The organism is Sphingobium sp. FG58, assembly GCF_057809055.1.
Map to the genome: position 1 here is coordinate 48,537 of NZ_JBMDJF010000018.1, position 20,086 is coordinate 68,622.

The following is a 20,086-nucleotide window of genomic DNA, read 5'->3' on the forward strand; positions in this document are numbered from 1 at the left end:
GCGCGGTCTGATGACTCCGGTCCTGTCGATCCCGCGTGAGGCGGGGATCAGCTTTGCTATCAATGCGACGCTGAGCCTTACCTTTTTCCTTGGTGTATTCGGGCTGGATAGGCGTGCCCTGTCCTGGAGTATGCCCGATGCACTGGCGTTCGATTTCGTGCCGCAAAGCATCGCGGTGTCGCTGATGAGCGCGCTGGTTCCGGCACTAATCGCCCGCAAACGTTTTGCCCTGGCCATCGGGCTGCGGCCAATCGTGCTGCGCGCGATCGCCTTTGCGCTGGCGGGGGCCGCGTTAGGCGGATTGATCGCTTTTTTGATGGGCAGTGCCGGTTTCTCTCCTGTCGACTGGCACGCCGCACTCGTTATGAAACTGACCTACGGCGGGGCGCTCGGCGCGCTTATAACAAGCCTGACATTGCAGAGGATGACCCGATGAAATTGCTTCCCTTGGCCTTGACGCTGGCCGTCGTAACCCCTGCATTTGCCCAGCCTGATGTCCGGATGGAAAGCGTGGCTGCGCTCGATCAGAGCAAGGCTATCGCTCTTTATCCCGACCAGCCTGCGGTCGCGGCGGTGCAGGATGAGCAATGGTCGCACATGCAGATGACCATCGGCACCAATGCCATGGACAATATCATGGTCCGCAATGTCGTGCGGCCGACCATCACCCCCTATCTGCCCGACCCGGCCAAGGCGACCGGTGCCGCCGTGATCGTCGCGCCGGGCGGCGCATTTATGACGCTGTCGATGACGGCGGAGGGGAGCGACGTCGCGCGCTGGCTGGCCGATCATGGCGTTGCGGCCTTCGTGCTGAAATATCGGCTGAACCCGACGCCGCGGGACGACAAGGCGTTTCTGGGTGCCATGGGCGCGCGATTTGCCGACGCCGCCAAGCCCGGTGCGGTACGCACGATCGAAGAACCGCGCGCAACGCAGGATGCGCTCAAGGCGCTGGAAATCGTGCGCAGTCGCGCGGCGACCTGGGGCATCGATCCTGCCCGGACAGGCATGATCGGCTTTTCGGCAGGCGCGATGACGACGCTCAACGTCGCGCTGGAGGGGAAGGGTGAGCAGCGCCCGGCCTTTATCGGCTATATTTACGGCCCAATGACGCAGATCGCCGTACCATCGGATGCGCCGCCGATGTTCAATGCGATCGCAATGGACGATGGCCTGTTCAAGGGGCAGGGCTTCGCCCTTGTCGAGGCATGGCGCAAGGCGGGTCGTCCGGTTGAACTCCACGCCTATGAGCGGGGCGACCATGGCTTTGGCGCGGGCAAGCCCGGTACGACGACCATGGGCCTGATGCCGCAATTTTTCGCCTGGATGGAGGCACGCGGCCTTCTGTCCAAGCGTCCATAATCCAAGGAATCCAGACCATGTCGAAAGCCCTCCGCCTTGCCGCGCTGCTGGCCTGCACTGCCTTTGCAACCCCGCTCCGCGCCGACGATCTAGCCGACGGCTTCCGCAATCCGCCGCAATCGGCGCGTCCGCGCGTCTGGTGGCACTGGATGAACGGCAACGTGACCAAGGACGGGATATCCAAAGATCTCGACTGGATGGCGCGGATGGGGATTGGCGGGGTCCAGAATTTCGACGCCAGCCTCCAGACGCCGCAGATTGTCCCGGAACGGCTGGTCTATATGACCGATGGGTGGAAGGATGCGTTCCGCCATGCGGTCAGGATGGCGGACGCCAAGGGGCTTGAATTTGCCATCGCGGCTTCGCCCGGCTGGAGCGAGACGGGCGGTCCGTGGGTGAAGCCGCAGGACGCGATGAAGAAGCTGGTCTGGTCCGAAACGCTGCTGGCCGGTGGCCAGCGCGTCAAGGGCGCGCTGGCATCGCCGCCGTCAGTGACCGGGGGCTTCCAGAGCGCGAAATTCGTCGATCCGCTGGCTATGGATGCTGAGGTGGCGCAGCAGCCTGCTTTCTATCGCGACGCGCTGGTGCTGGCTTATCCTGTGGTCGCGCAAAGCCTGCCGACCCCGACGATCAGCCAGGGCGATGGCAAATCTGTCGACGCTGCGCCCCTGTTCGACAATGAGTTGGACAGTGTCGTGCAAGTTGCAAAGGGCGATCCGGCCAAGCCCGGTATGTTGGTTCTGGACTATGGTAAAGCTGTCACGGTGCGGTCGGCCAGCCTGTTCATTCCCCATGCGCGACCGCCCTTTGGCGACCCGGAATATCTGCCCGCGCTGGAGGCGGAGAAAGACGGCGCCTGGCAACGCATTGGCGCATTTCCGCTGACCGAGGCGACGACGACGATTGGGTTCGCGCCCGTGACCGCGCGTCGCTTTCGGCTGGTGCTGGCCCCCAACAACGGGGTGAAGGCACCGAGCCTTGGCGATGGCGTACCCGGCGCGATGAAGTTTGATGTCTTTGCCCAGCCACCCAAACCGACGCTGGCGATCGGCGACCTGCGGCTGTTCGCCGAAGCGAAGATCGACCAATATGAGGTCAAGGCGGGCTTTGCGATCATTGCAGACTATAACAGGCTGAGCGATGGCGCGGCGCAGAGCGGCCCGGCGGTCGATCCGGCCCGCGTCGTCGATCTGACCAGTCATCTGCGGCCCGACGGCACGCTCGACTGGACCGCGCCAAAGGGGAGCCAGTGGCGTATCGTCCGCATGGGCTATTCGCTGACCGGCAAGACCAACCATCCCGCAACCCCCGAAGCGACGGGGTTGGAGGTCGACAAATATGATGCCGATGCCGTGCGCCGCTATCTGGAAACCTATCTGTCCATGTATCGCGACACGGTCGGTCCCGAATGGATCGGCAGCAAGGGCATCCGCGCGCTGCTGACCGACAGTATCGAGGTCGGCGCGTCCAACTGGACGCCGCGCATGGTCGAGGAGTTCAAAGCGCTGCGCGGCTATGATCCGGTGCCGTTCCTGCCGACGCTGACCGGGACGATCGTCGGATCGCCTGCGCAAAGCGACGCTTTCCTGCATGATTATCGCCAGACGCTGGCCGACCTGCTGGCCGATGCCCATTATGGCACGGTGGCGAAAGTGGCGCATGAGCAGGGACTGACAGTCTATGGCGAGGCGCTGGAAAATGCGCGCCCGGTGCTGGGTGACGATCTGGCCATGCGGTCCCATACCGATGTGCCGATGGCGGCGATGTGGACCTTCAATCGCGGCGCCGCGCCGCGCCCGACGCTGATCGGCGACATGAAGGGCGCCGCGTCGGTCGCGCATATCTATGGCCAGAATATCGTGTCGGCTGAATCGATGACGTCGGCCTTCTCGCCCTGGGCCTTTGCGCCGTCGGACCTCAAGCGGGTGATCGATCTGGAGTTTGCGTCTGGCGTCAACCGGCCAATCGTCCATACGTCGGTCCATCAGCCGGTCGATGACAAGCTTCCGGGGCTTAGCCTGATGATATTCGGGCAATATTTCAACCGGCACGAAAGCTGGGCAGACATGGGCAAGCCGTGGGTCGATTATATGGCGCGCACCGGCTTTCTGCTCCAGCAGGGCCGCGACAGCGCCGATGTCGCCTATTTCTATGGCGAGGATACGCCGATCACGTCGCTGTTCGAACATGGCGTGCCGACCGACCTTCCGACCCGCCATGCCTATGATTTCGTCAATGCCGACATAGTGGCGAAGAAACTGACGGTCGATGGCGGGGAACTGGTCGCGCCCAGCGGCGCGCGTTACCGGGTGCTCTATCTGGGCGGCACCAGCCGGGTGATGACGCTGGCCACGCTTCAGCGGATCGCAGCGCTGGTCGATGCCGGGGCGACGCTGATCGGCATGGCTCCTGAACGCGCGCCGGGGCTGAAGGATGATGCGGCGGCATTCAAGGCGCTGGTCGACGCGCTGTGGAGTGGCGGCGCGACCGGCAAGGGCCGGGTGATCGCCAGCCGCGATGTCGAGGGCGCTCTGGCCAGCGCCGGTGTCGGTCCCGATTTCCGGGTGACGCAGGGCGGGGCGGACAAGGATTATCGCTTCGTCCATCGCAAGCTGGCCGATGGCGACCTTTATTTCGTCAACAACCGCACCGACCGGGCAGGGCCGATCGAGGCGCGATTCCGTGTGACCGGCAAGCAGCCTGAAATCTGGCGCGCGACCGATGGCAAGGTGGAGCCTGTCTCCTATCGCACCGAGGGTGGCGAGACGGTGATCTCGATCGACGTTGCAGCGGAGGACGCTTTCTTCATCCTGTTCCGCATGCCTGCCGCTGCGCCGTCGATGACGGTTCCGGCGAAGATCGCAAAGATGGTCGGGAGCATCGCCACCCCATGGAGCGTCCGCTTTCAGCCGGGACGCGGTGCGCCGCAGGGCGTTGAGATGCCGACCCTGACGCCGCTGGAGGCAAGCGCCGATACGAGGGTCAAATATTTCTCCGGCACCGCTACCTACACCACCCGCTTCACCCTGCCCAAGGGGGTCAAGCCTGGCGCGCCGCTGTGGATTGACCTCGGCAAGGTCGGTGATCTCGCGCAGGTCAGCGTCAATGGACAGGCGGCAGGCACGGTCTGGCTGGCCCCTTATCGGCTCGACATCGGCAAGCTGGTCAAGCGCGGCGCGAATGCATTGGAGGTGAAGGTTGCCAATCTGTGGGTCAATCGCCTGATCGGAGATCAGCAACCCGGCGCGCAGAAGGTAACCTTCACCGCCGCACCCACCTATATGCCCGACGCACCGCTGCGGCCGTCCGGGCTGATCGGGCCGGTGACGTTGGTGGCGGAGTAGCGGGTCAGATGCGCCGGGCGATCGCGCCCGCCGCCCAGCCCATGCCGACCGCCATTGCAATGGCGGTCAGGCCGTAGAGGAAGGACCAATGTTCCGCCGCCGTCGCCATAAATTGTTCAAAGCCCGATTTGCGCACGGTGATGTCGCGGACGGCGGCGGCAACGACCCGGCCGTCCTGCACCAGAAACGTCTCGGCGGTATAATCGCCCACGATCACGCGGGCCGACAGGGGTAGCCGGGCGCGATACAGCACGCCGTCGCTGATCTCGACCGTGCCGGGGCGCTCGACGAACAGGCCGGATCGTTCGCGCAAGTCCACCAGTCCCTGCTGGAACCGGCTCAGCTCCGCGCTTTCGTTGAGCGAGGAGGGCGACAATTGCAGCTTGTCGACGCCCAGCTCGTAGATGGCGGCAGTGCGCTGATCGACGATGCGGTCGATCGGGCGGGAGGATGCCATGGCGTAGAAGCTGGGTGCGGAGCGGAAGCTGGCGCGATCGGCATTGACCCAAATGCCGGCCACCTTCTGCTTTTCACGCATCGTGATCGACTGTTCCGGCCCTTTAAGCACGACGACGATGTCGGCGGGTTTTTCCGGGCGGACGCCATCGGGATAGACGATCGCGCCGAACAGGAGGAGGTCCGCGCCGGTGAAGCTATACTGGATCTCAATGTCGCGCTGCGACACGTCCGGCACCAGTTGCGGGGCGTTGGCTGCCACCAGCAGCAGCGCGGGGGCCAGCCGCCACAGGTCGCGCCGCCGCATCAGCTCAGTTCTATCGTGAAGATTTCATCGGGCCGCCAGCCTAGCCCCAGCGCCATGCGCGCAGCGACCAGCAGGACGATGAAGGCCAGCAGTACGCGCAGATATTCCGGCCGGATCGTCATCGACAGGCGGGTGCCGACCTGCGCGCCGGTGACGCTGCCGATCAGCAGCAGCATCGCCAGCACCAGATCGACCGCCTTGGTCGTCATCGCGTGCATCATCGTCGTCGCCATGGTGACGAACAATATCTGGAACAGCGACGTGCCGACGACCGACTGGGTGGTCATGCCCAGCAGATAGAGCATGGCGGGGACAAGGATGAAGCCGCCACCCACGCCCAGCAGCATCGTCAAAATGCCGGTCGCCATGCCCAGCAGCAGCGGCGCAAGCGGCGAGATATAGAGGCCGGAGCGATAGAAGCGCCAACGCATCGGCAGCGCGGCGACGAGCGGGTGGTGCCGCCGTTTGCGGGCCTGAACGCGCTTGCCGGTCTTGAGCGCAACCAGCGCCTGGATCGATTCCTTGGCCATCAACAGGCCGATGCCGCCCAGCATCAGGACGTAGAGGATGCCGATGACCGTATCGATCTGCCCCAGATATTGCAGCAGGCGGAAGATCAGGACGCCCAGCCCTGCGCCGACCACACCGCCTGCGATCAGGACGCCGCCCATGCGAAAATCGACCGTGCCGCGCGATATGTGGGTGACAACGCCCGATACGCTGGCCCCAGTGACCTGCGAGGCGGCGGATGCGGCGGCGACGGTGGGGGGGATGCCGTAGAAGATCAGCAGTGGGGTCGTCAGAAATCCGCCGCCCACGCCGAACATGCCCGACAACAGGCCAACGACGCCGCCCAGGCCGATAATGACCAGCGCGTTCACCGAGAGATTGGCGATGGGCAGGTAAAGATCCATGGCCTGTCCGGGGGTAGTGGTAAAATGTGTCGAGTGAAAGCGGCGCGATGCCCCGCGCGTCAAAAATCTGCGGCCAGGGTGATGGCAAGGCCGGAGGCGGGGGCTGCGCGACCGGCAACCCGTTCCCGCCATTCGATCGCGATCCGGGCGGGGACGTTGGGCAGGGGCAGGCGGACCTGCATTTCCGGGCCGATGTCGATCCGCTCGACGCCGGGCTGCGCGCCGCCGGACAGGGCCGCGCCGATGCGCAGCCTTGATGTGCTGACTGGCGCGAGTAGCGAGACTTTGCCGTCGATGAAGGCGTCGCGCTGGTTGAAGCCGACCATGCCCGCCTGTGCATAGGCTTCCGCCTCCAGCCCCCGTCCGACCGGCGTGGGGCCAAAGCCGCCGACGGCCATTACCGTTGTCGCGTTGCGTGCGCCTTGGCCGAGCGCGATGCGGCGCTCGACGGCCAGGCTGACGGGGATGGTGCGGACGGGCTGGATAGCGAGGCCGATAGCGGCTTCTGGCGCGGCGGGGCGCTGGAGCGCGCTGGTTGCGCGGGCATAGGCGACGGTGCGGCTTGGGGCGGTGGGGGTCAGGTCATAGTCGATGCGTAGCCCGGCCTGCGATGCGCCCAGTCGGCCGATGGCGGCATCGGTCGGCGATGTGCCATTCTCCCGCCACAACATCCAGGCGCTGCCATGCCAGCGATCCGGGCGGGTCGGCGCGGGCAGGAGCAGCGGCGCGGACAGGAGCAGCGGCGCGGGGGAGGGGCTGCCACGATTATAGTCGGGGTCGGTCGCATAATGGCGGTTGGCGAAGGCCATGGAGAAGGCGATGAAATCGAGCAGGTCCACCGGCATGGCGTCGGGGACTTGCGTAGGTTGAGCGGCCGTTAATGCCGGGTTGGCGAAGGGGCTGGATGATCCCCTATGGATTGCCCATTGCAGGTGCGGCCGAGGGGGGGCTTTCGCGATCGCTGGCTGAATTAGGGTTGGCGACGCGACAGGCAGGCGCGGTGCTACTACTGCTGCAAATTCCGGGATCGGGATGAAGGGCGGGGGCGGTGCTGGCTGGCTGAACAGGCGTGCCGCGACCCAGCCCACCATCAGCAAGGCGAAGAAACGGATCGGGCGTCCGCTGGCTTTGGGGGCGGTGCTGGCGATCATGGGTCGGACCGCATGTCGGGAAAGCGATGCTGCGTCTTGTCCCAGACGAGGGGGCGGCCAAGCAATGAGCGGACATATTGGAAGATGGCGCGACGAGCCGCGAGGATGGCGATGAGGTTGGCAATGAAGGTGCGCGGCACCGCACCCATCCCGTAGCGCCAGCCATAGGCCTGCCCCACGAACAGCGCGCGCATCAGGCCGCGCCAGCTCATCAGCCCGACATTGACCCACAGCAGAGCCACGATCGTGGGAGACAGCGGGCGAGGCGGGATCGGCCGGAAAAGGCCGATCAGCCAGAGCATCCCCCATAGGGCCACAGTCATATAGGCAGCGAACAGGACGAAGGCGGACAGGGCAGCGCGCCGGTCGCGCAGCCGCATCCACCATTCGGCTGGTCCGCCGCGCCAGCCCATCCGGTCCCATCCGGCCAGCGAAATGCCGACGATCCACCGGGCCTTCTGCTTGACCGCGCTGTCGATCGTGTCGGGGAAATATTCGCGGGTTGCGACCAGGTCACCGTCCGCGTCGCGCATCCGCACGAATATGCCGCGCCCGCCATTGTCGCGGATCCGCAGGCCCGCCTCATAATCCTCGGTCAGCGATGACGGGTCGAACGGGCCATGGGCCGGATCGTCGGCCAGTGCTGCCAGCGTGTCCCGCTCGAACGCGCAGGCGACCCCGGCGGACGGCACCGATGCGCCCAGCGCTTCACGCACGGTCAGATATTTGCCATGGCTTTCCGCAAACTCATCGCAATAATGATTGGCGATGGCGCGGGACAGCCAGGTGCCGCGACCGGTAAGTGGCAGCACCGGCAATTGCACCAGCTGGAACCGGTCGATCAGCACGTCGAACAGGCGGATCTCATCGGCATGGACGACATCTTCGGCGTCATGCAAAACGACTGCCTTATAGCGAAATCCGTCCCGTCGCTCCTCGTCCAGCATGGCGCGCCACAGGACATTGAGGCAATCGGCCTTGGTCGTGGGGCCGGGATGCGGGTTGATGCCCAGCAGGATGCGGGGTTCACCCTGCGCCACGGCGGCGATAGCGTCGATCGTCGCGGGATCATTGGGATAGGCGCCGATAAAGATGCGATAATCGGCCTGACCCCAGCGTCCCAGCGCATGGCGCAGCATCGGCCCGATCACGTCTGCCTCTCGCCAGGCGGGGACGAAGATAGCGATGCGACCGGGGGAGGGCGATGACGGCAGGGTCGCGGTCGTCATCCGGGCATGGCGGCCATAAATGAACAGGTCACGCCACGCCTTGCGCGCCAGAAACAGCAGGTCGATCAGAAAATCATCGATCCCGCCAATGGCCAAGCCAACGACGGCGAAGAGCAGGATTTCATGATGAAGGATCGCAAGGCCCGCGACCAGCATGTCCCCCAAAGCCTTGACCCCCATGCCTCGACAGGGGAGAGGATGGCATTGGTGTCAGCAGCTTCCAAGTCTTTTGCGTAATTTATGCAAACGGGTGGCGATAAAATAGGACGAACAGAAGAATGACAAAGCCGCGTCCGTCGGTATTGCGCGAATTTCTGGCCGGGCAGGCGGGCAGCGCTGTGTTGCTGATGATCGCAGCGGCGCTGGCGATGCTGCTCGCCAACTTGCCGGGTGGAGGCGGACATATTTACCACGACCTGATCCATGCGCAGGTCGGTCCGGTCCTGACCCCGAAGCTGGGACCGATGACGGTCCATTTGTGGATCAATGACGGGTTGATGGCGATTTTCTTCCTGCTGGTCGGGCTGGAAATCAAGCGCGAGTTTCTGGACGGCGGGCTGTCGACCTGGGAGCGGCGGCGGCTGCCGATACTCGCGGCGGTTGCAGGCATGGCGGTGCCGGCTTTGGTCTATCTGGCGGTGACGGGTGGGCGGGCGGACCTTGCCAACGGTTGGGCCATCCCCGCCGCGACCGACATCGCTTTTGCGATTGGCGTGCTGGCGCTGCTGGGCGACAGGGCGCCGGCCTCGCTCAAACTGTTTCTGACAGCGGTGGCGATTGTCGATGATATGGGGGCGGTGGCGATCATCGCGCTGGTCTATAGTCAGGGGCTGGATATGGCTGCGCTGGCCGGGGCTGCGGCGGTTCTGCTGGTGATGGTCGGGCTGAACCGGGCGGGGGTGAAGGCGCTGATCCCCTATCTGATCGGCTTTGTGCTGCTCTGGTATCTGATGCTCTTGTCGGGCGTCCATGCGACGGTCGCGGGCGTCCTGGCCGCCATGACGATTCCCATACGTTGCACGCCCGGCGCGCCCGATGCGGACGATAGCCCGCTGCACCGGCTGGAACATGGCGTGCATCCATGGAGCGCCTATCTGATCGTGCCGCTATTTGGTTTTGCCAATGCCGGGCTGACGCTGAACGCGCAGGTGTTCGGTGCGCTGCTGGCTCCCTTGCCCCTGGGCGTGGCACTGGGCCTGTTTGTGGGCAAGCAGATCGGGGTGTTCGGCAGCGTGTGGATTGCGACGAAATTGGGCATTGCCGAGCGGCCAGCGGGCGCGAACTGGGCGCAGGTTTATGGCATGGCGATGCTGTGCGGCATCGGTTTCACCATGAGCCTGTTCATCGGCGCGCTCGCCTTCCCCGGATCGGCATTGTTGGTCGAGGAGGCCAAGGGCGGGATTTTGATGGGGTCGCTGGTTTCGGCTCTGGCGGGCTATGCCCTCTTGCGCTGGATCGCGCCATCGCCGCGTTAGGCGGGTTCGCCAAGGCGGGATTCTTATGCTATACCCTTGACTGCTGCCTTTGTGCGCATTGCACGATGCAGCCAATAATCGACCAATCTTCCAGGAAAAATACCAGGAGAGGGCGAATATGAGTATGGAGACGGACGTCAATTATCTGCTGCATCGCCAGCAGATGTCGCTGATCAAGGCGCAGGCCAGCCCCTCGCGGGAGGGACGCAGTGCCTATGAGAGTCTGGCGCAGCGCTATATCGAGCAGATCGATGCCTATCGGCAGGAAAATGAGAGGCTGATCGTCCGCGCCCATTGAGGGTGCGGGCGTCAGCGGCGCTCCAGCAACCGCTCGATCGCCAGATGGTGCGCGGCGTCATCGCCACATTCCTTTTCCAGCACCGCCTTGATCCGTTGCAATTCATCTTCGGTCAGATGTTCGATGCCGATAAAGTCGTTGCGGGCATTATCCACGGCGCGGATCAGTTCATCCAGTTTCGCCTGGATCGCTGATCCGTCGCGATTTTGCGCATTCTGGATCAGGAACACCATCAGGAAGGTGACGATCGTGGTGCCGGTGTTGATAACCAGCTGCCATGTGTCCGAATAATCGAAGATCGGCCCGGTGGTGATCCAGACCAGCACGACGGAGCTTGCCAATATGAAGGCCAGCGGCTGGCCTGCCCAACTGGCGACCCGGTGCGACAGGGCTGCGAAAAATTTGTCCATGATGCTGCCATCCTCTGCGCACCGCGGTGCGGCGCATTTATGCTGCGTTCAGGCATGTGTTGCCATGAAGCGTTCATGACAGCCATCGCTTTCCGTGTCGCCGCCTGCGTTCTTGGCGCATCCCTGCTGGCCTCTTGCGCCACCGTCTCCCCCGAATCGCGTCTGCGTACGGGGTTGCTGGAAGCCGGGTTGTCGCCCCGAATGGCAGGCTGCATGGCTGAGCTGATGGTCGATCGGCTCAGCCTCATGCAGTTGCGGCGGCTCCAGTCGCTGGCGTCGCTCCGCAAGTCTCACATGGGGGAGATGAGCGTGGATCGCTTCCTCTACAAGGTGCGCGCGCTGGAGGATCCAGAGATATTCCTGGTCACCAGCAAGGCCGCGCTTGGCTGCGCTTTTTAAGCCCTATTTTGCAATAATCCGGGCCAGCGCTTCGCAAGGGTTTTGCAATTTTGCAAAGTCGTTTTGCGAAATCATACTGGCTCTGTAATTCCGTCTGTGCTTTAGCCGTCGCCATCACGGTTCGACGGAAAAGGACGGCACGCTCCATGAATATTCATGAATATCAGGCGAAAGAACTGCTCGCGAAATATGGCGCGCCGATCGCCGCTGGTTATGCCGCCTTCTCGGTCGAGGAAGCTGTTGAAGCCGCCAAGAAGCTGCCTGGGCCGCTTTATGTCGTGAAGTCGCAGATCCACGCTGGTGGCCGTGGCAAGGGCAAGTTCAAGGAACTGCCCGCCGAAGCCAAGGGCGGCGTTCGCCTCGCCTTCAACCTGGATGAGGTCAGGGCGCACTCGACCGACATGCTGGGCAACACGCTGGTGACGATCCAGACCGGCGACGCTGGCAAGCAGGTCAACCGCCTCTACATCACCGACGGCGCGGACATCGACAAGGAATTCTACCTCGCCTTGCTGGTCGATCGTGGCAGCAGCGAAGTCGCGTTCGTCGTGTCGACCGAAGGCGGCATGGACATTGAGGAAGTCGCCCATTCGACGCCTGAAAAGATCCACAGCTTCTCGGTCGATCCCGCGACCGGCTTCATGCCGCATCATGGCCGTTCGGTGGCCGCTGCGCTGGGCCTGACCGGTGATCTGGCCAAGCAAGCGTCGAAGGTCGCCTCGTCGCTTTATGCCGCGTTCCTCGACACCGATGCCGAGCAGATCGAAGTCAATCCGCTGGCGTTGACCAAGCAGGGCAATCTGCTGGTGCTGGATGCCAAGGTCGGTTTCGACGGCAATGCCATGTTCCGTCACAAGGATATCGCCGAACTGCGCGACCTGACCGAGGAAGATGCAGCCGAAGTCGAAGCCTCCAAGTACGACCTCGCCTACATCAAGCTGGACGGCAACATTGGTTGCATGGTCAACGGCGCGGGCCTGGCCATGGCGACGATGGACATCATCAAGCTGAACGGCGAATTCCCTGCCAACTTCCTGGACGTAGGCGGCGGCGCCACGACCGAGAAGGTGACGGCGGCGTTCAAGATCATTTTGCAGGACCCGGCGGTCAAGGGCATCCTGGTCAACATCTTCGGCGGCATCATGAAGTGCGACATCATCGCCGATGGTATCGTTGCAGCGGCCAAGGAAGTGAATCTGTCGGTTCCGCTGGTGGTTCGCCTGGAAGGCACCAATGTCCAGCAGGGCAAGGATATTCTCGCGGCTTCGGGCCTGGCCATCGTCCCGGCGGACGATCTGGGTGATGCGGCGCGCAAGATCGTGGCGGAAGTGAGGAAGGCAGCCTGAGGCCGCTTTTCACCTGAACTGACACCAAAAGGGGTGCGGGTAGTCCGGTTACGGGCTGCCCGCGCCCGTGTTGGCATTTATAGTGGAGGATGTTGAAATGAAGATCCTTGTCCCCGTGAAGCGGGTGATCGATTATAACGTAAAACCGCGGGTCAAGGCGGACGGGACGGGCGTCGATCTGGCGAACGTCAAGATGAGCATGAACCCGTTTGACGAGATCGCGATCGAGGAAGCCATCCGCCTGAAGGAAAAGGGTGTGGCGACCGAGGTGATCGCCGTGTCGATCGGCGTCGCCAAGGCGCAGGAAACGTTGCGCACGTCGCTGGCGATGGGCGCCGACCGCGCGATCCTGATCCAGACCGATGAGGAAGTCGAGCCGCTAGGCGTGGCCAAGCTGCTCGCCAAGGTGCAGGAAGAGGAAGGCGCTGGCCTGATCATCCTGGGCAAGCAGGCAATCGACGATGACAGCAACCAGACCGGCCAGATGCTGGCGGCGCTGCTGAACCTGCCGCAGGGCACCTTCGCATCGAAGGTCGAGGTCGAGGGCGACAGCGTGTCGGTGACGCGCGAAGTCGATGGCGGGCTGGAGACGGTCAAGCTGTCCACCCCCGCGATCATCACCACCGACCTGCGCCTCAATGAGCCGCGCTACGCTTCGCTGCCCAACATCATGAAGGCGAAGAGCAAGCCGCTCGCACAGAAAACGCCTGCCGATTATGGCGTCGACATCAGCGCTCGGCTGGAGACGCTCAAGGTCGTCGAACCGCCCAAGCGCAGCGCGGGCATCAAGGTTGCCGATGTCGATGAACTGGTTGCCAAGCTCAAGGCCATGGGAGTTGCCGCATGAAAACGCTCGTCTGGGTTGAACATGAGGGCGGGGCCGTCAAAGACGCCACCCTGTCAGCCGTCACCGCCGCTGCCAAGCTGGGTGAAGTCCATCTGCTGGTCGTTGGCGAAGGCGTTAGCGCCGTTGCCGATGCGGCGGCGAAGATTGCGGGCGTGGGCAAGGTCCATGTCGCTGACGACGCGGCCTTTGGCCACGCGTTGGCCGAAAATGTCGCGCCGCTGATCGTGGAACTGATGGGGCATCATGACGCTTTCATCGCGCCCGCCACCAGCAACGGCAAGAATATCGCCCCGCGTGTCGCCGCTCTGCTCGACGTGATGCAGATCAGCGACATCCTGTCGGTCGAGAGCGACGATACGTTCACCCGTCCGATCTATGCTGGCAACGCGATCGCGACGGTCAAGAGCAAGGACGCCAAGAAGGTCATCACCGTTCGCGGTACGGCCTTTGAGAAGGCTGAACGCGATGGCGGTTCGGGGACGGTGGAAGCCGTGGCCTCGACCGGCGACAAGGGGCTGTCGTCCTTCGTCGGTGCCGAAATCGCCAAGCTGGAACGTCCCGAACTGACCAGCGCCAAGATCATCGTGTCGGGTGGTCGCGCGCTCAAGGACGGGCCGACGTTTGAAGAAGTGATCTTCCCGCTGGCCGACAAGCTGGGTGCAGCGGTCGGCGCGTCGCGTGCGGCGGTCGATGCGGGCTATGTGCCGAACGATTATCAGGTCGGGCAGACCGGCAAGATCGTGGCACCGGAAGTCTATGTCGCGGTCGGTATTTCCGGCGCGATCCAGCATCTGGCGGGCATGAAGGACAGCAAGACCATCATCGCGATCAACAAGGATGAGGATGCGCCGATCTTCCAGGTGGCCGACATCGGTCTGGTGGGCGATCTGTTCAAGGTTGTGCCGGAACTGACTGGCAAGCTCTAAGTCGGTATGATGCAATAGAAGAAAGGGCGCGGGGTGAAAATCCCGCGCCCTTTTCTACGTCATTCGCAGTTGACGTCGTTCTTGTCGATCGCCCGACCAGCCAGTGCGCCAGCACCGCCGCCCAGGATCGTGCCGAGGGTTTTCGAGCCACCCGGAGCGATGACATTGCCCAGCACGCCACCAGCAATCGCGCCGACGATCGTTCCCGTCGTGCCGTCGTCACGCTTGCAATAATAGCGTCCGTCGCGATCGCGATAGATTTGCTCGTCGTCGCGGATCGGGCGGCGCTCATAACGTGGTGGCCCGCGACGATCATTGGGGCGGTCATAGCCATAGCCACGATTGCCGCCACTGTCGGAGACGCAGGCTCCCAGCGGAAGCATGGCGACCAGGGCGACCGCCAGGAGGGGCTTGCGCATCACGACACCAGCGGCGTGGCTGTATGGCTCACCGGCGTTGAGATTTTGGTGTCGGCGGCGCGCTGGTCGGACAGGTCGGCCTTGGCCTGGTTATAGCGGCTGACGAGATCGTCGCGGAACTGGTCCAGCTTGCCGTCGTCATACAGCTTCTTGCCGACATAACCGGCGATGGCGCCGAAAATCAGGGTGCGGATCATGGGGTGGCTCCTTTGTTGTGTATCCAAGACGTCGGCCAATCAACGGGCGGCGACGCCATGGGTTCCGGCAGAGCGGACAACAAAGAGAGCGGGGATATTACTCGGCGGCGTCGGCCAGCCGTTCGGCGCGGGCGTCGGCAGCGGCGGTTTCGCGGCGGGCGCGGGCCGTGTCAGTCAGGTCCTGACGCTGGGCCATGGCCAGCCAGGCGGCTTCGGCGCGCAGGCAGCGGTCGCGGACATTGGCCAGCGTCGCGGCGTCGGCGTCGGTGCGGGCTTGCGCGGCGAGGCTATGATAGTCGGTAACGGCCATGAGGCTCTCCTCAAAATCAAAGGATGAATGGGCCGGGCGCGAAGGATGACCCCCGCGCCCGATCCGGGCCGTCCGAATTATTCGGCGTGGGCGATGTTCACAGCGGCCATCTTGCCGCGCTTGTCCTGCTCCAGATCATAGGACACGCGGTCCTTTTCACGCAGGGTAGCCAGGCCAGCGCGCTCGACGGCGCTGATGTGAACGAATGCGTCGGCACCGCCATTGTCGGGGGCAATGAAGCCATAGCCCTTGTCGGCGTTGAAGAACTTGACGACGCCAGTGATGCTGCTCATAAATTATTCCTTCTTTCTGGGCGGCGCAGCCCGTGTGGATACGCCGGGTTGCTATCGGGGCAGGGAAAGAAGGAAGTAGGTGCCGCAAAGCGCCGAAAACCGTCGATTTGCGACTGTAGCAGCGCCTATGTAGGGCAGGCAGTGGCAAATAGCAAATCGCATGACGGGATGTGGCGTTCCAGGCAGCCGGATTTGCGTGGCTGGGTGTGCGGCTCCGGTCTCGCCTGTGCATCCGCTACATGGCTGATCCGGGCGAAATCGACGCGGCTCCGGCGGCGAACATGGTGACTGCTGAATATCGGAAAAAATGGTAGCGGAGGAGTCGCTAAAAGTATCGTGTCAGGCGGGTTCATGGCGTCCGTAAGCACATTGTAACATCGGTGATTTTTGTTGTAGCCTGTTCGCGGTCGGTCGCCCTGATTTGTCTGAACCCGCATCAAAATGTGGGAACAACAGTGGGATCATTTTTCGCTACGAAATGTGGGACCAGTTTGTGGGAACGCAGGCGGAAAATTCCCTAATAGGGAACCGAACCTGATGGCACTAACAACTTTGAAAGTTAAGAACGCGAAACCCGGTCGCCATACCGATAGTCGTGGCCTTTGCCTGCTCGTGAAGGACAGCGGGGCGCGGACATGGGTTTTGCGAATGCAGAGACACGGCCAACGCCGTGACTATGGGCTGGGATCAGCGTTGGACGTATCGCTAGCCGAGGCGCGCGAAGCAGCAGCAGCACTACGTCGCCGAGTCCGAGAGGGCTTTGATCCAGTCGCCGAGCGGCGGAAGGCGCGAAAGATCGTGCCCAACTTCGAAGCCGCGACTCGGACTTGCCACGAGACGTTACGCGAAGGCTGGAATGGCGGGCACCATGCGAAGTGGCTTGCTAGCTTCGAAAAGCATCTGTTCCCGAAGATCGGCAAGAAGCCGGTAGATCAAGTAGATAGCGCCTGCGTGGTCGAGGCGCTCGCGCCGATCTGGCTCGAAATTCCGGAAACTGCCCGCCGCATTTTGCAGCGCATAAGCGTTGTTTTAGATTTTGCGCACGTCAAAGGCTGGGTGCCGGGGGAAGTGTCGCTGCGTTCCGTTCGCAAAGGGCTTCCGCGTCAGAACGACAAGCGCGGTCATATGGAGGCCATGCCCTATGCCGATGTTCCAGCGCTTATGCAGAAGCTGGCGGTGGCAGCGCCGACAACGGGCCGGGACGCGCTGCGCTTTACCATCTACAATGCCGTGCGCTCCAACGAGACGCGCTTTGCCGTCTGGACAGAGTTTGACTTGGACAAGGGCATTTGGACCATTCCAGGCGAACGGATGAAGGCACGGGAAACCCATATCGTGCCATTGTCTGCGCCCGCTGTAGCGTTGCTACGCAAACGGTGGAACGAGCGCACCAGCGACACTGGGCTTGTGTTCTCTCATAATGGCGAGAAGCCTATCAGCGATGTAACTATGACCAAGCTGTTGCGAGATGATGGAATTGCACGGATAACGGTCCATGGCTTTCGTTCATCCTTTACCGATTGGGCAGCCGAACGGACGCGCTTCCCGAAGGAGGTTGCCGACAAGGCACTGGCGCACAAGCTGCCCAACAAGGTCGAAGCCGCTTATCGCCGGACCGACTTTTTCGACAAGCGGCGCAGCCTCATGGCGCGTTGGGCCGAATATCTCGACCGGACAGAGACACAAAGCGGCAAGGGGAAGGACGTCGCCGCAACGGCGTCCGAGCCTACAGCGCTCCGCGTTGTCGCCTGATCAGATCGTGCAGGCTGGCGGTGGTGATACGGGTTGCCTTGCCAAGCTTCACCGTTTCGATCTCGCCAGCCGCGATCAATTCATAGAGCTTGGTGCGACCGACGCCGATCATGCGCGCCGCTTCATTGACGCGGACGCAGATCGGATCGGGGGGCGGGAGCGCGGTCATTGGGCATGGCTCCCGGCCCGTTCCTCGCGATAGCTGACAGGATCGGCCATCCAGCGTTCGACGGACGACTCCCGCCAGCCAGCGCCATGAACGCTGATCCGGATTTGAGCGGGAAACGTCCCGTCCGCGATCTTGCGGTAAAGGGTTGAACGGGAAAGCCCGGTGCGGGCCAGAACGGTCTTTAATCGGATGATACGATCGGTGTTGGACATCGACTTATTCCATACATTCGCCAGTTATACCTTTCCCCCATGAGAGTTGAACAATGCGGGCCGTCCCTCAGCCCGCAAGGGGCAATCGGCGCGCATAGGGCTATGGCGGGCCTACGGCGGCAAATGTCGAGGATCGGCGGAGATTTCGCGCATGTGGCGGCGATAGCGGATCATCGGTGGCCCCAGGCGGCAAGCGGCGGTCGCCTTTTGCCGGGATTGGGCGGGGCGGTGCCTTGCAAGGGCAAGTAGCGGGCATTTAGCCCGTGAAATAATAGCAATCGACCTGTTCGAGTCGTACGCCATGGCGGACCTCTTGTTGACGACCCGCCAAGCCGTCCTTTGCTATGCCTCCTGTGCGTATGCTGTCTCGCTTTTTCCTGGCGCGCAAGGGGATAGGAAATAGAGTTCCGGAAGTAGGCACTATACTGCCGCTTTCGGCATTTCAGTGCCGATTTGCACATTCTGATGGCACTCGTATCACGATGATTTGCGGTTTCTCGATGGCAATTGTCATGCGATTGAATTACATATGAGCCGAAGGAGTGATCCCATGGCCAACAATGCCCTTATTCAGACCCGAATCGATTCGGACGTGAAGGACCGCGCCTCCGCCGTTTTCGAGCGGATGGGTCTTACGGTATCAGACGCCGTGCGCATCCTTCTGACCCGCACGGCGCGCGAGGGTGTTGCCCCCATGGAGCTGCTGGTAGAGCGGCAAGCCTATGACCAGTGGTTTCGGGCGCGGGTGCAGGAGGCGCTGGACGATGATCGGCCCGACATTGACGACGCGGAGGTTTCCGCGCGATTTGCTGAGCTTCGAGCGAATGCGCGAAAGGGCATCAAGCCGGTGCAATGAAACTCGCTTGGTCCAATCGCGCCACGACCGACCGTTTGGCGATATTCATCTGGATTGCCGAGGATAACCCTCAAGCTGCCGCCGACGTTGACGACCGCATCGAGGCAGCGGCCCAGCGCCTCAAAGATTTCCCGAATAGCGGGCGTCCGGGCCGGATCGAAGGAACGCGCGAATTGGTGATCGCGCGCACGCCCTATATCGCACCTTACCAGATCATCGGGGATACCGTGCGCGTCCTTCGCGTAATCCATGGTGCGCGCATGTGGCCCCACGACATTCCTCCGGAGTAAATACCGCTGAACGCTGGCAGAGATTGGCCGGTAGGAGACTGTCCGGTTTGAAGCGGGGGCGCGAGCATAGCTTACGCCGGGCGCAATCACAAAAGTCGACTATATTGGCTTAGGTATGAGCAATATCTGGGCCGTCGCCCACGGATCGAGGCTGTTAAACGATCCATGCTTCGTGACGAGCGGCTTGATAGAACGTTACACACGCCTCCTTCGGACACTGTCCGAGCTTCTCACGCTGCGGCTCAAGGACGTTGACCAAACCTTGATAATAGGCCTGCTCGCCGGCGTAGGCCTCCGCCTGCAACGTCAGTTCGAGATGGCGGCGGTAGACCCAACTCAGCGCATCGGCGACTTGCACAAGCGAAGAATGATCCGACTTGATTGCGAACGCGGTATTGATGATCTGGTCGAAACGATCCTTCGGCCTACGTTCCATCCAAACGCTTTTGCCGCGCTTCGTGCCCCGGCATTGATACAAGCCGTCATACCACTCGTTGCACTTGTAGAGGCCGTCGGAGAGGTTCGCCATCTCCTGCTTGTTGTCGTCCATTATAAAGACGGTGAGACCCTTAGCATTCGCCACCCCTTGCATTTTCTTCTGAACCAGCGCGGAGACGAACACGGCGGTCGCGATCCAGTAGCTGTTCGCGAACGGATGACCATGACCGGCAGCGACTGCGGCGTCGAACCGTTCGTAAGAGAGGGCGATCCCGTATACTTTGCCACCATTGGCGACGGCGAGTTCACAGATCTCGCGTAGGAAGTCCTTGCGCTGCTGGGCGGGCACTTGATTCCAAGCACCAGCACCGTTGATGAAGCGCTTCGTCTTGAGATCGCCGCGTGCGCCAGGGTGCTGGGCGAAAATAGCCTCAAGCTTCGCATCGAAGTCTGCCGTCTTTTTACGCAGCTTGTAGGCGTCGACCATTAGCCCTGACATCACGAATACGTCACCCTGATCACGCGCACCGCTCTCGTCGACATAGATGAACTTCATATATCCCCCTCGCGTACAACCAATCCCAACAGCATCTGGCCGATGTCGGACAGTCCGTTTACCGGCGGGTAAATGGTATCGCTCCGGTGAGGGCCGCCTTGCGGTGATTGGCTGATATTTCGAGATGGCA

Annotated in this window: 24 protein-coding genes; 12 read left to right on the top strand and 12 right to left on the bottom strand. The window is 62.5% G+C overall.

The features are described from left to right. Nucleotides 1–10 precede the first annotated feature (10 nt). Genes ACODR8_RS16650 through ACODR8_RS16660 form a run of 3 tightly spaced genes read left to right on the top strand, consistent with a single transcriptional unit; the run spans nt 11 to nt 4,706 of the window. Entirely contained in the window at nt 11–436 is a 426-nt protein-coding gene (locus tag ACODR8_RS16650) for a hypothetical protein (protein WP_489008305.1), read from the top strand. Continuing rightward, nucleotides 433–1,362, top strand: a complete 930-nt coding sequence (locus ACODR8_RS16655; RefSeq protein ID WP_489008306.1) for an alpha/beta hydrolase — start codon at nt 433–435, stop codon at nt 1,360–1,362. The genes ACODR8_RS16650 and ACODR8_RS16655 overlap by 4 nt, the downstream gene beginning before the upstream one ends. A gap of 17 nt (nt 1,363–1,379) precedes the next feature. Beyond that, complete coding sequence (locus ACODR8_RS16660) at nt 1,380–4,706, top strand: glycosyl hydrolase (RefSeq protein ID WP_489008307.1); 3,327 nt, start codon at nt 1,380–1,382, stop codon at nt 4,704–4,706. Between the two features lie 4 nt (nt 4,707–4,710). On the opposite strand, the gene ACODR8_RS16665 is transcribed toward ACODR8_RS16660, so the two are convergent. The 4 genes from ACODR8_RS16665 to ACODR8_RS16680 are packed head-to-tail and all read right to left on the bottom strand — an operon-like array spanning nt 4,711 to nt 8,919. Next, on the bottom strand, nt 4,711–5,469 hold the full coding sequence (locus tag ACODR8_RS16665) for a TIGR02186 family protein (protein ID WP_489008308.1): 759 nt from the start codon (nt 5,467–5,469) through the stop codon (nt 4,711–4,713). After that, the gene (locus tag ACODR8_RS16670) at nt 5,469–6,383 is read right to left on the bottom strand and encodes a sulfite exporter TauE/SafE family protein (protein ID WP_489008309.1); all 915 of its coding nucleotides are present in this window, start codon (nt 6,381–6,383) and stop codon (nt 5,469–5,471) included. The genes ACODR8_RS16665 and ACODR8_RS16670 overlap by 1 nt, the downstream gene beginning before the upstream one ends. A gap of 59 nt (nt 6,384–6,442) precedes the next feature. Continuing rightward, the gene (locus tag ACODR8_RS16675; RefSeq protein ID WP_489008310.1) at nt 6,443–7,534 is read right to left on the bottom strand and encodes a hypothetical protein; all 1,092 of its coding nucleotides are present in this window, start codon (nt 7,532–7,534) and stop codon (nt 6,443–6,445) included. Continuing rightward, nucleotides 7,531–8,919, bottom strand: coding sequence for a glycosyl transferase family protein (locus tag ACODR8_RS16680; protein WP_489008322.1), 1,389 nt, complete (start codon nt 8,917–8,919; stop codon nt 7,531–7,533). Before ACODR8_RS16680 ends, ACODR8_RS16675 begins: the two co-directional genes overlap by 4 nt. Nucleotides 8,920–9,041: 122 nt before the next feature. Between ACODR8_RS16680 and nhaA the strand changes: the two genes are divergently transcribed. After that, on the top strand, nt 9,042–10,238 hold the full coding sequence (gene nhaA, locus ACODR8_RS16685) for a Na+/H+ antiporter NhaA (RefSeq protein WP_489008311.1): 1,197 nt from the start codon (nt 9,042–9,044) through the stop codon (nt 10,236–10,238). Nucleotides 10,239–10,356: 118 nt separating this feature from the next. Next, nucleotides 10,357–10,536 (top strand): hypothetical protein, encoded by a 180-nt coding sequence (locus ACODR8_RS16690; protein ID WP_147418732.1) that lies wholly within the window; start codon nt 10,357–10,359, stop codon nt 10,534–10,536. An 11-nt stretch (nt 10,537–10,547) separates the two neighbouring features. Here the strand turns inward: ACODR8_RS16690 and ACODR8_RS16695 are convergent, their stop codons facing one another. Continuing rightward, the gene (locus tag ACODR8_RS16695) at nt 10,548–10,946 is read right to left on the bottom strand and encodes a low affinity iron permease family protein (RefSeq protein ID WP_489008312.1); all 399 of its coding nucleotides are present in this window, start codon (nt 10,944–10,946) and stop codon (nt 10,548–10,550) included. Between the two features lie 75 nt (nt 10,947–11,021). Between ACODR8_RS16695 and ACODR8_RS16700 the strand changes: the two genes are divergently transcribed. The 4 genes from ACODR8_RS16700 to ACODR8_RS16715 all read left to right on the top strand — a co-directional run bounded on the left by ACODR8_RS16700 (nt 11,022) and on the right by ACODR8_RS16715 (nt 14,464). Continuing rightward, entirely contained in the window at nt 11,022–11,345 is a 324-nt protein-coding gene (locus ACODR8_RS16700) for a hypothetical protein (protein WP_489008313.1), read from the top strand. Between the two features lie 146 nt (nt 11,346–11,491). Continuing rightward, on the top strand, nt 11,492–12,691 hold the full coding sequence (gene sucC, locus ACODR8_RS16705) for an ADP-forming succinate--CoA ligase subunit beta (RefSeq protein WP_489008314.1): 1,200 nt from the start codon (nt 11,492–11,494) through the stop codon (nt 12,689–12,691). Nucleotides 12,692–12,788: 97 nt separating this feature from the next. Next, complete coding sequence (locus ACODR8_RS16710; protein WP_294131161.1) at nt 12,789–13,538, top strand: electron transfer flavoprotein subunit beta/FixA family protein; 750 nt, start codon at nt 12,789–12,791, stop codon at nt 13,536–13,538. Continuing rightward, complete coding sequence (locus ACODR8_RS16715; protein ID WP_489008315.1) at nt 13,535–14,464, top strand: electron transfer flavoprotein subunit alpha/FixB family protein; 930 nt, start codon at nt 13,535–13,537, stop codon at nt 14,462–14,464. The genes ACODR8_RS16710 and ACODR8_RS16715 overlap by 4 nt, the downstream gene beginning before the upstream one ends. A gap of 59 nt (nt 14,465–14,523) precedes the next feature. Here the strand turns inward: ACODR8_RS16715 and ACODR8_RS16720 are convergent, their stop codons facing one another. The 4 genes from ACODR8_RS16720 to ACODR8_RS16735 all read right to left on the bottom strand — a co-directional run bounded on the left by ACODR8_RS16720 (nt 14,524) and on the right by ACODR8_RS16735 (nt 15,683). Continuing rightward, entirely contained in the window at nt 14,524–14,883 is a 360-nt protein-coding gene (locus tag ACODR8_RS16720) for a glycine zipper 2TM domain-containing protein (protein WP_489008316.1), read from the bottom strand. Beyond that, the gene (locus ACODR8_RS16725; protein WP_294131168.1) at nt 14,883–15,080 is read right to left on the bottom strand and encodes a hypothetical protein; all 198 of its coding nucleotides are present in this window, start codon (nt 15,078–15,080) and stop codon (nt 14,883–14,885) included. Before ACODR8_RS16725 ends, ACODR8_RS16720 begins: the two co-directional genes overlap by 1 nt. A gap of 97 nt (nt 15,081–15,177) precedes the next feature. Further along, the gene (locus ACODR8_RS16730) at nt 15,178–15,390 is read right to left on the bottom strand and encodes a hypothetical protein (RefSeq protein ID WP_217675011.1); all 213 of its coding nucleotides are present in this window, start codon (nt 15,388–15,390) and stop codon (nt 15,178–15,180) included. 77 nt (nt 15,391–15,467) lie between these two features. Further along, on the bottom strand, nt 15,468–15,683 hold the full coding sequence (locus ACODR8_RS16735) for a cold-shock protein (RefSeq protein WP_006948571.1): 216 nt from the start codon (nt 15,681–15,683) through the stop codon (nt 15,468–15,470). A gap of 537 nt (nt 15,684–16,220) precedes the next feature. Between ACODR8_RS16735 and ACODR8_RS16740 the strand changes: the two genes are divergently transcribed. Further along, nucleotides 16,221–17,435, top strand: coding sequence for a tyrosine-type recombinase/integrase (locus tag ACODR8_RS16740; protein ID WP_489008317.1), 1,215 nt, complete (start codon nt 16,221–16,223; stop codon nt 17,433–17,435). On the opposite strand, the gene ACODR8_RS16745 is transcribed toward ACODR8_RS16740, so the two are convergent. Beyond that, a complete protein-coding gene (locus ACODR8_RS16745; RefSeq protein WP_489008318.1) occupies nt 17,410–17,604 on the bottom strand; it encodes a helix-turn-helix domain-containing protein in 195 nt (64 codons plus the stop codon). The two genes, ACODR8_RS16740 and ACODR8_RS16745, sit on opposite strands and share 26 nt — an antisense overlap. Beyond that, the gene (locus ACODR8_RS16750; RefSeq protein WP_021316615.1) at nt 17,601–17,816 is read right to left on the bottom strand and encodes a helix-turn-helix transcriptional regulator; all 216 of its coding nucleotides are present in this window, start codon (nt 17,814–17,816) and stop codon (nt 17,601–17,603) included. The genes ACODR8_RS16745 and ACODR8_RS16750 overlap by 4 nt, the downstream gene beginning before the upstream one ends. A gap of 550 nt (nt 17,817–18,366) precedes the next feature. Between ACODR8_RS16750 and ACODR8_RS16755 the strand changes: the two genes are divergently transcribed. Continuing rightward, nucleotides 18,367–18,672, top strand: a complete 306-nt coding sequence (locus ACODR8_RS16755; RefSeq protein WP_021316614.1) for a type II toxin-antitoxin system RelB/DinJ family antitoxin — start codon at nt 18,367–18,369, stop codon at nt 18,670–18,672. Then, on the top strand, nt 18,669–18,962 hold the full coding sequence (locus tag ACODR8_RS16760; protein WP_489008319.1) for a type II toxin-antitoxin system RelE/ParE family toxin: 294 nt from the start codon (nt 18,669–18,671) through the stop codon (nt 18,960–18,962). Before ACODR8_RS16755 ends, ACODR8_RS16760 begins: the two co-directional genes overlap by 4 nt. Nucleotides 18,963–19,116: 154 nt before the next feature. Here ACODR8_RS16760 and ACODR8_RS16765 read toward each other — a convergent pair whose 3' ends face one another. Then, nucleotides 19,117–19,956, bottom strand: coding sequence for a DUF3800 domain-containing protein (locus ACODR8_RS16765; protein WP_489008320.1), 840 nt, complete (start codon nt 19,954–19,956; stop codon nt 19,117–19,119). Nucleotides 19,957–20,086 lie beyond the last annotated feature (130 nt).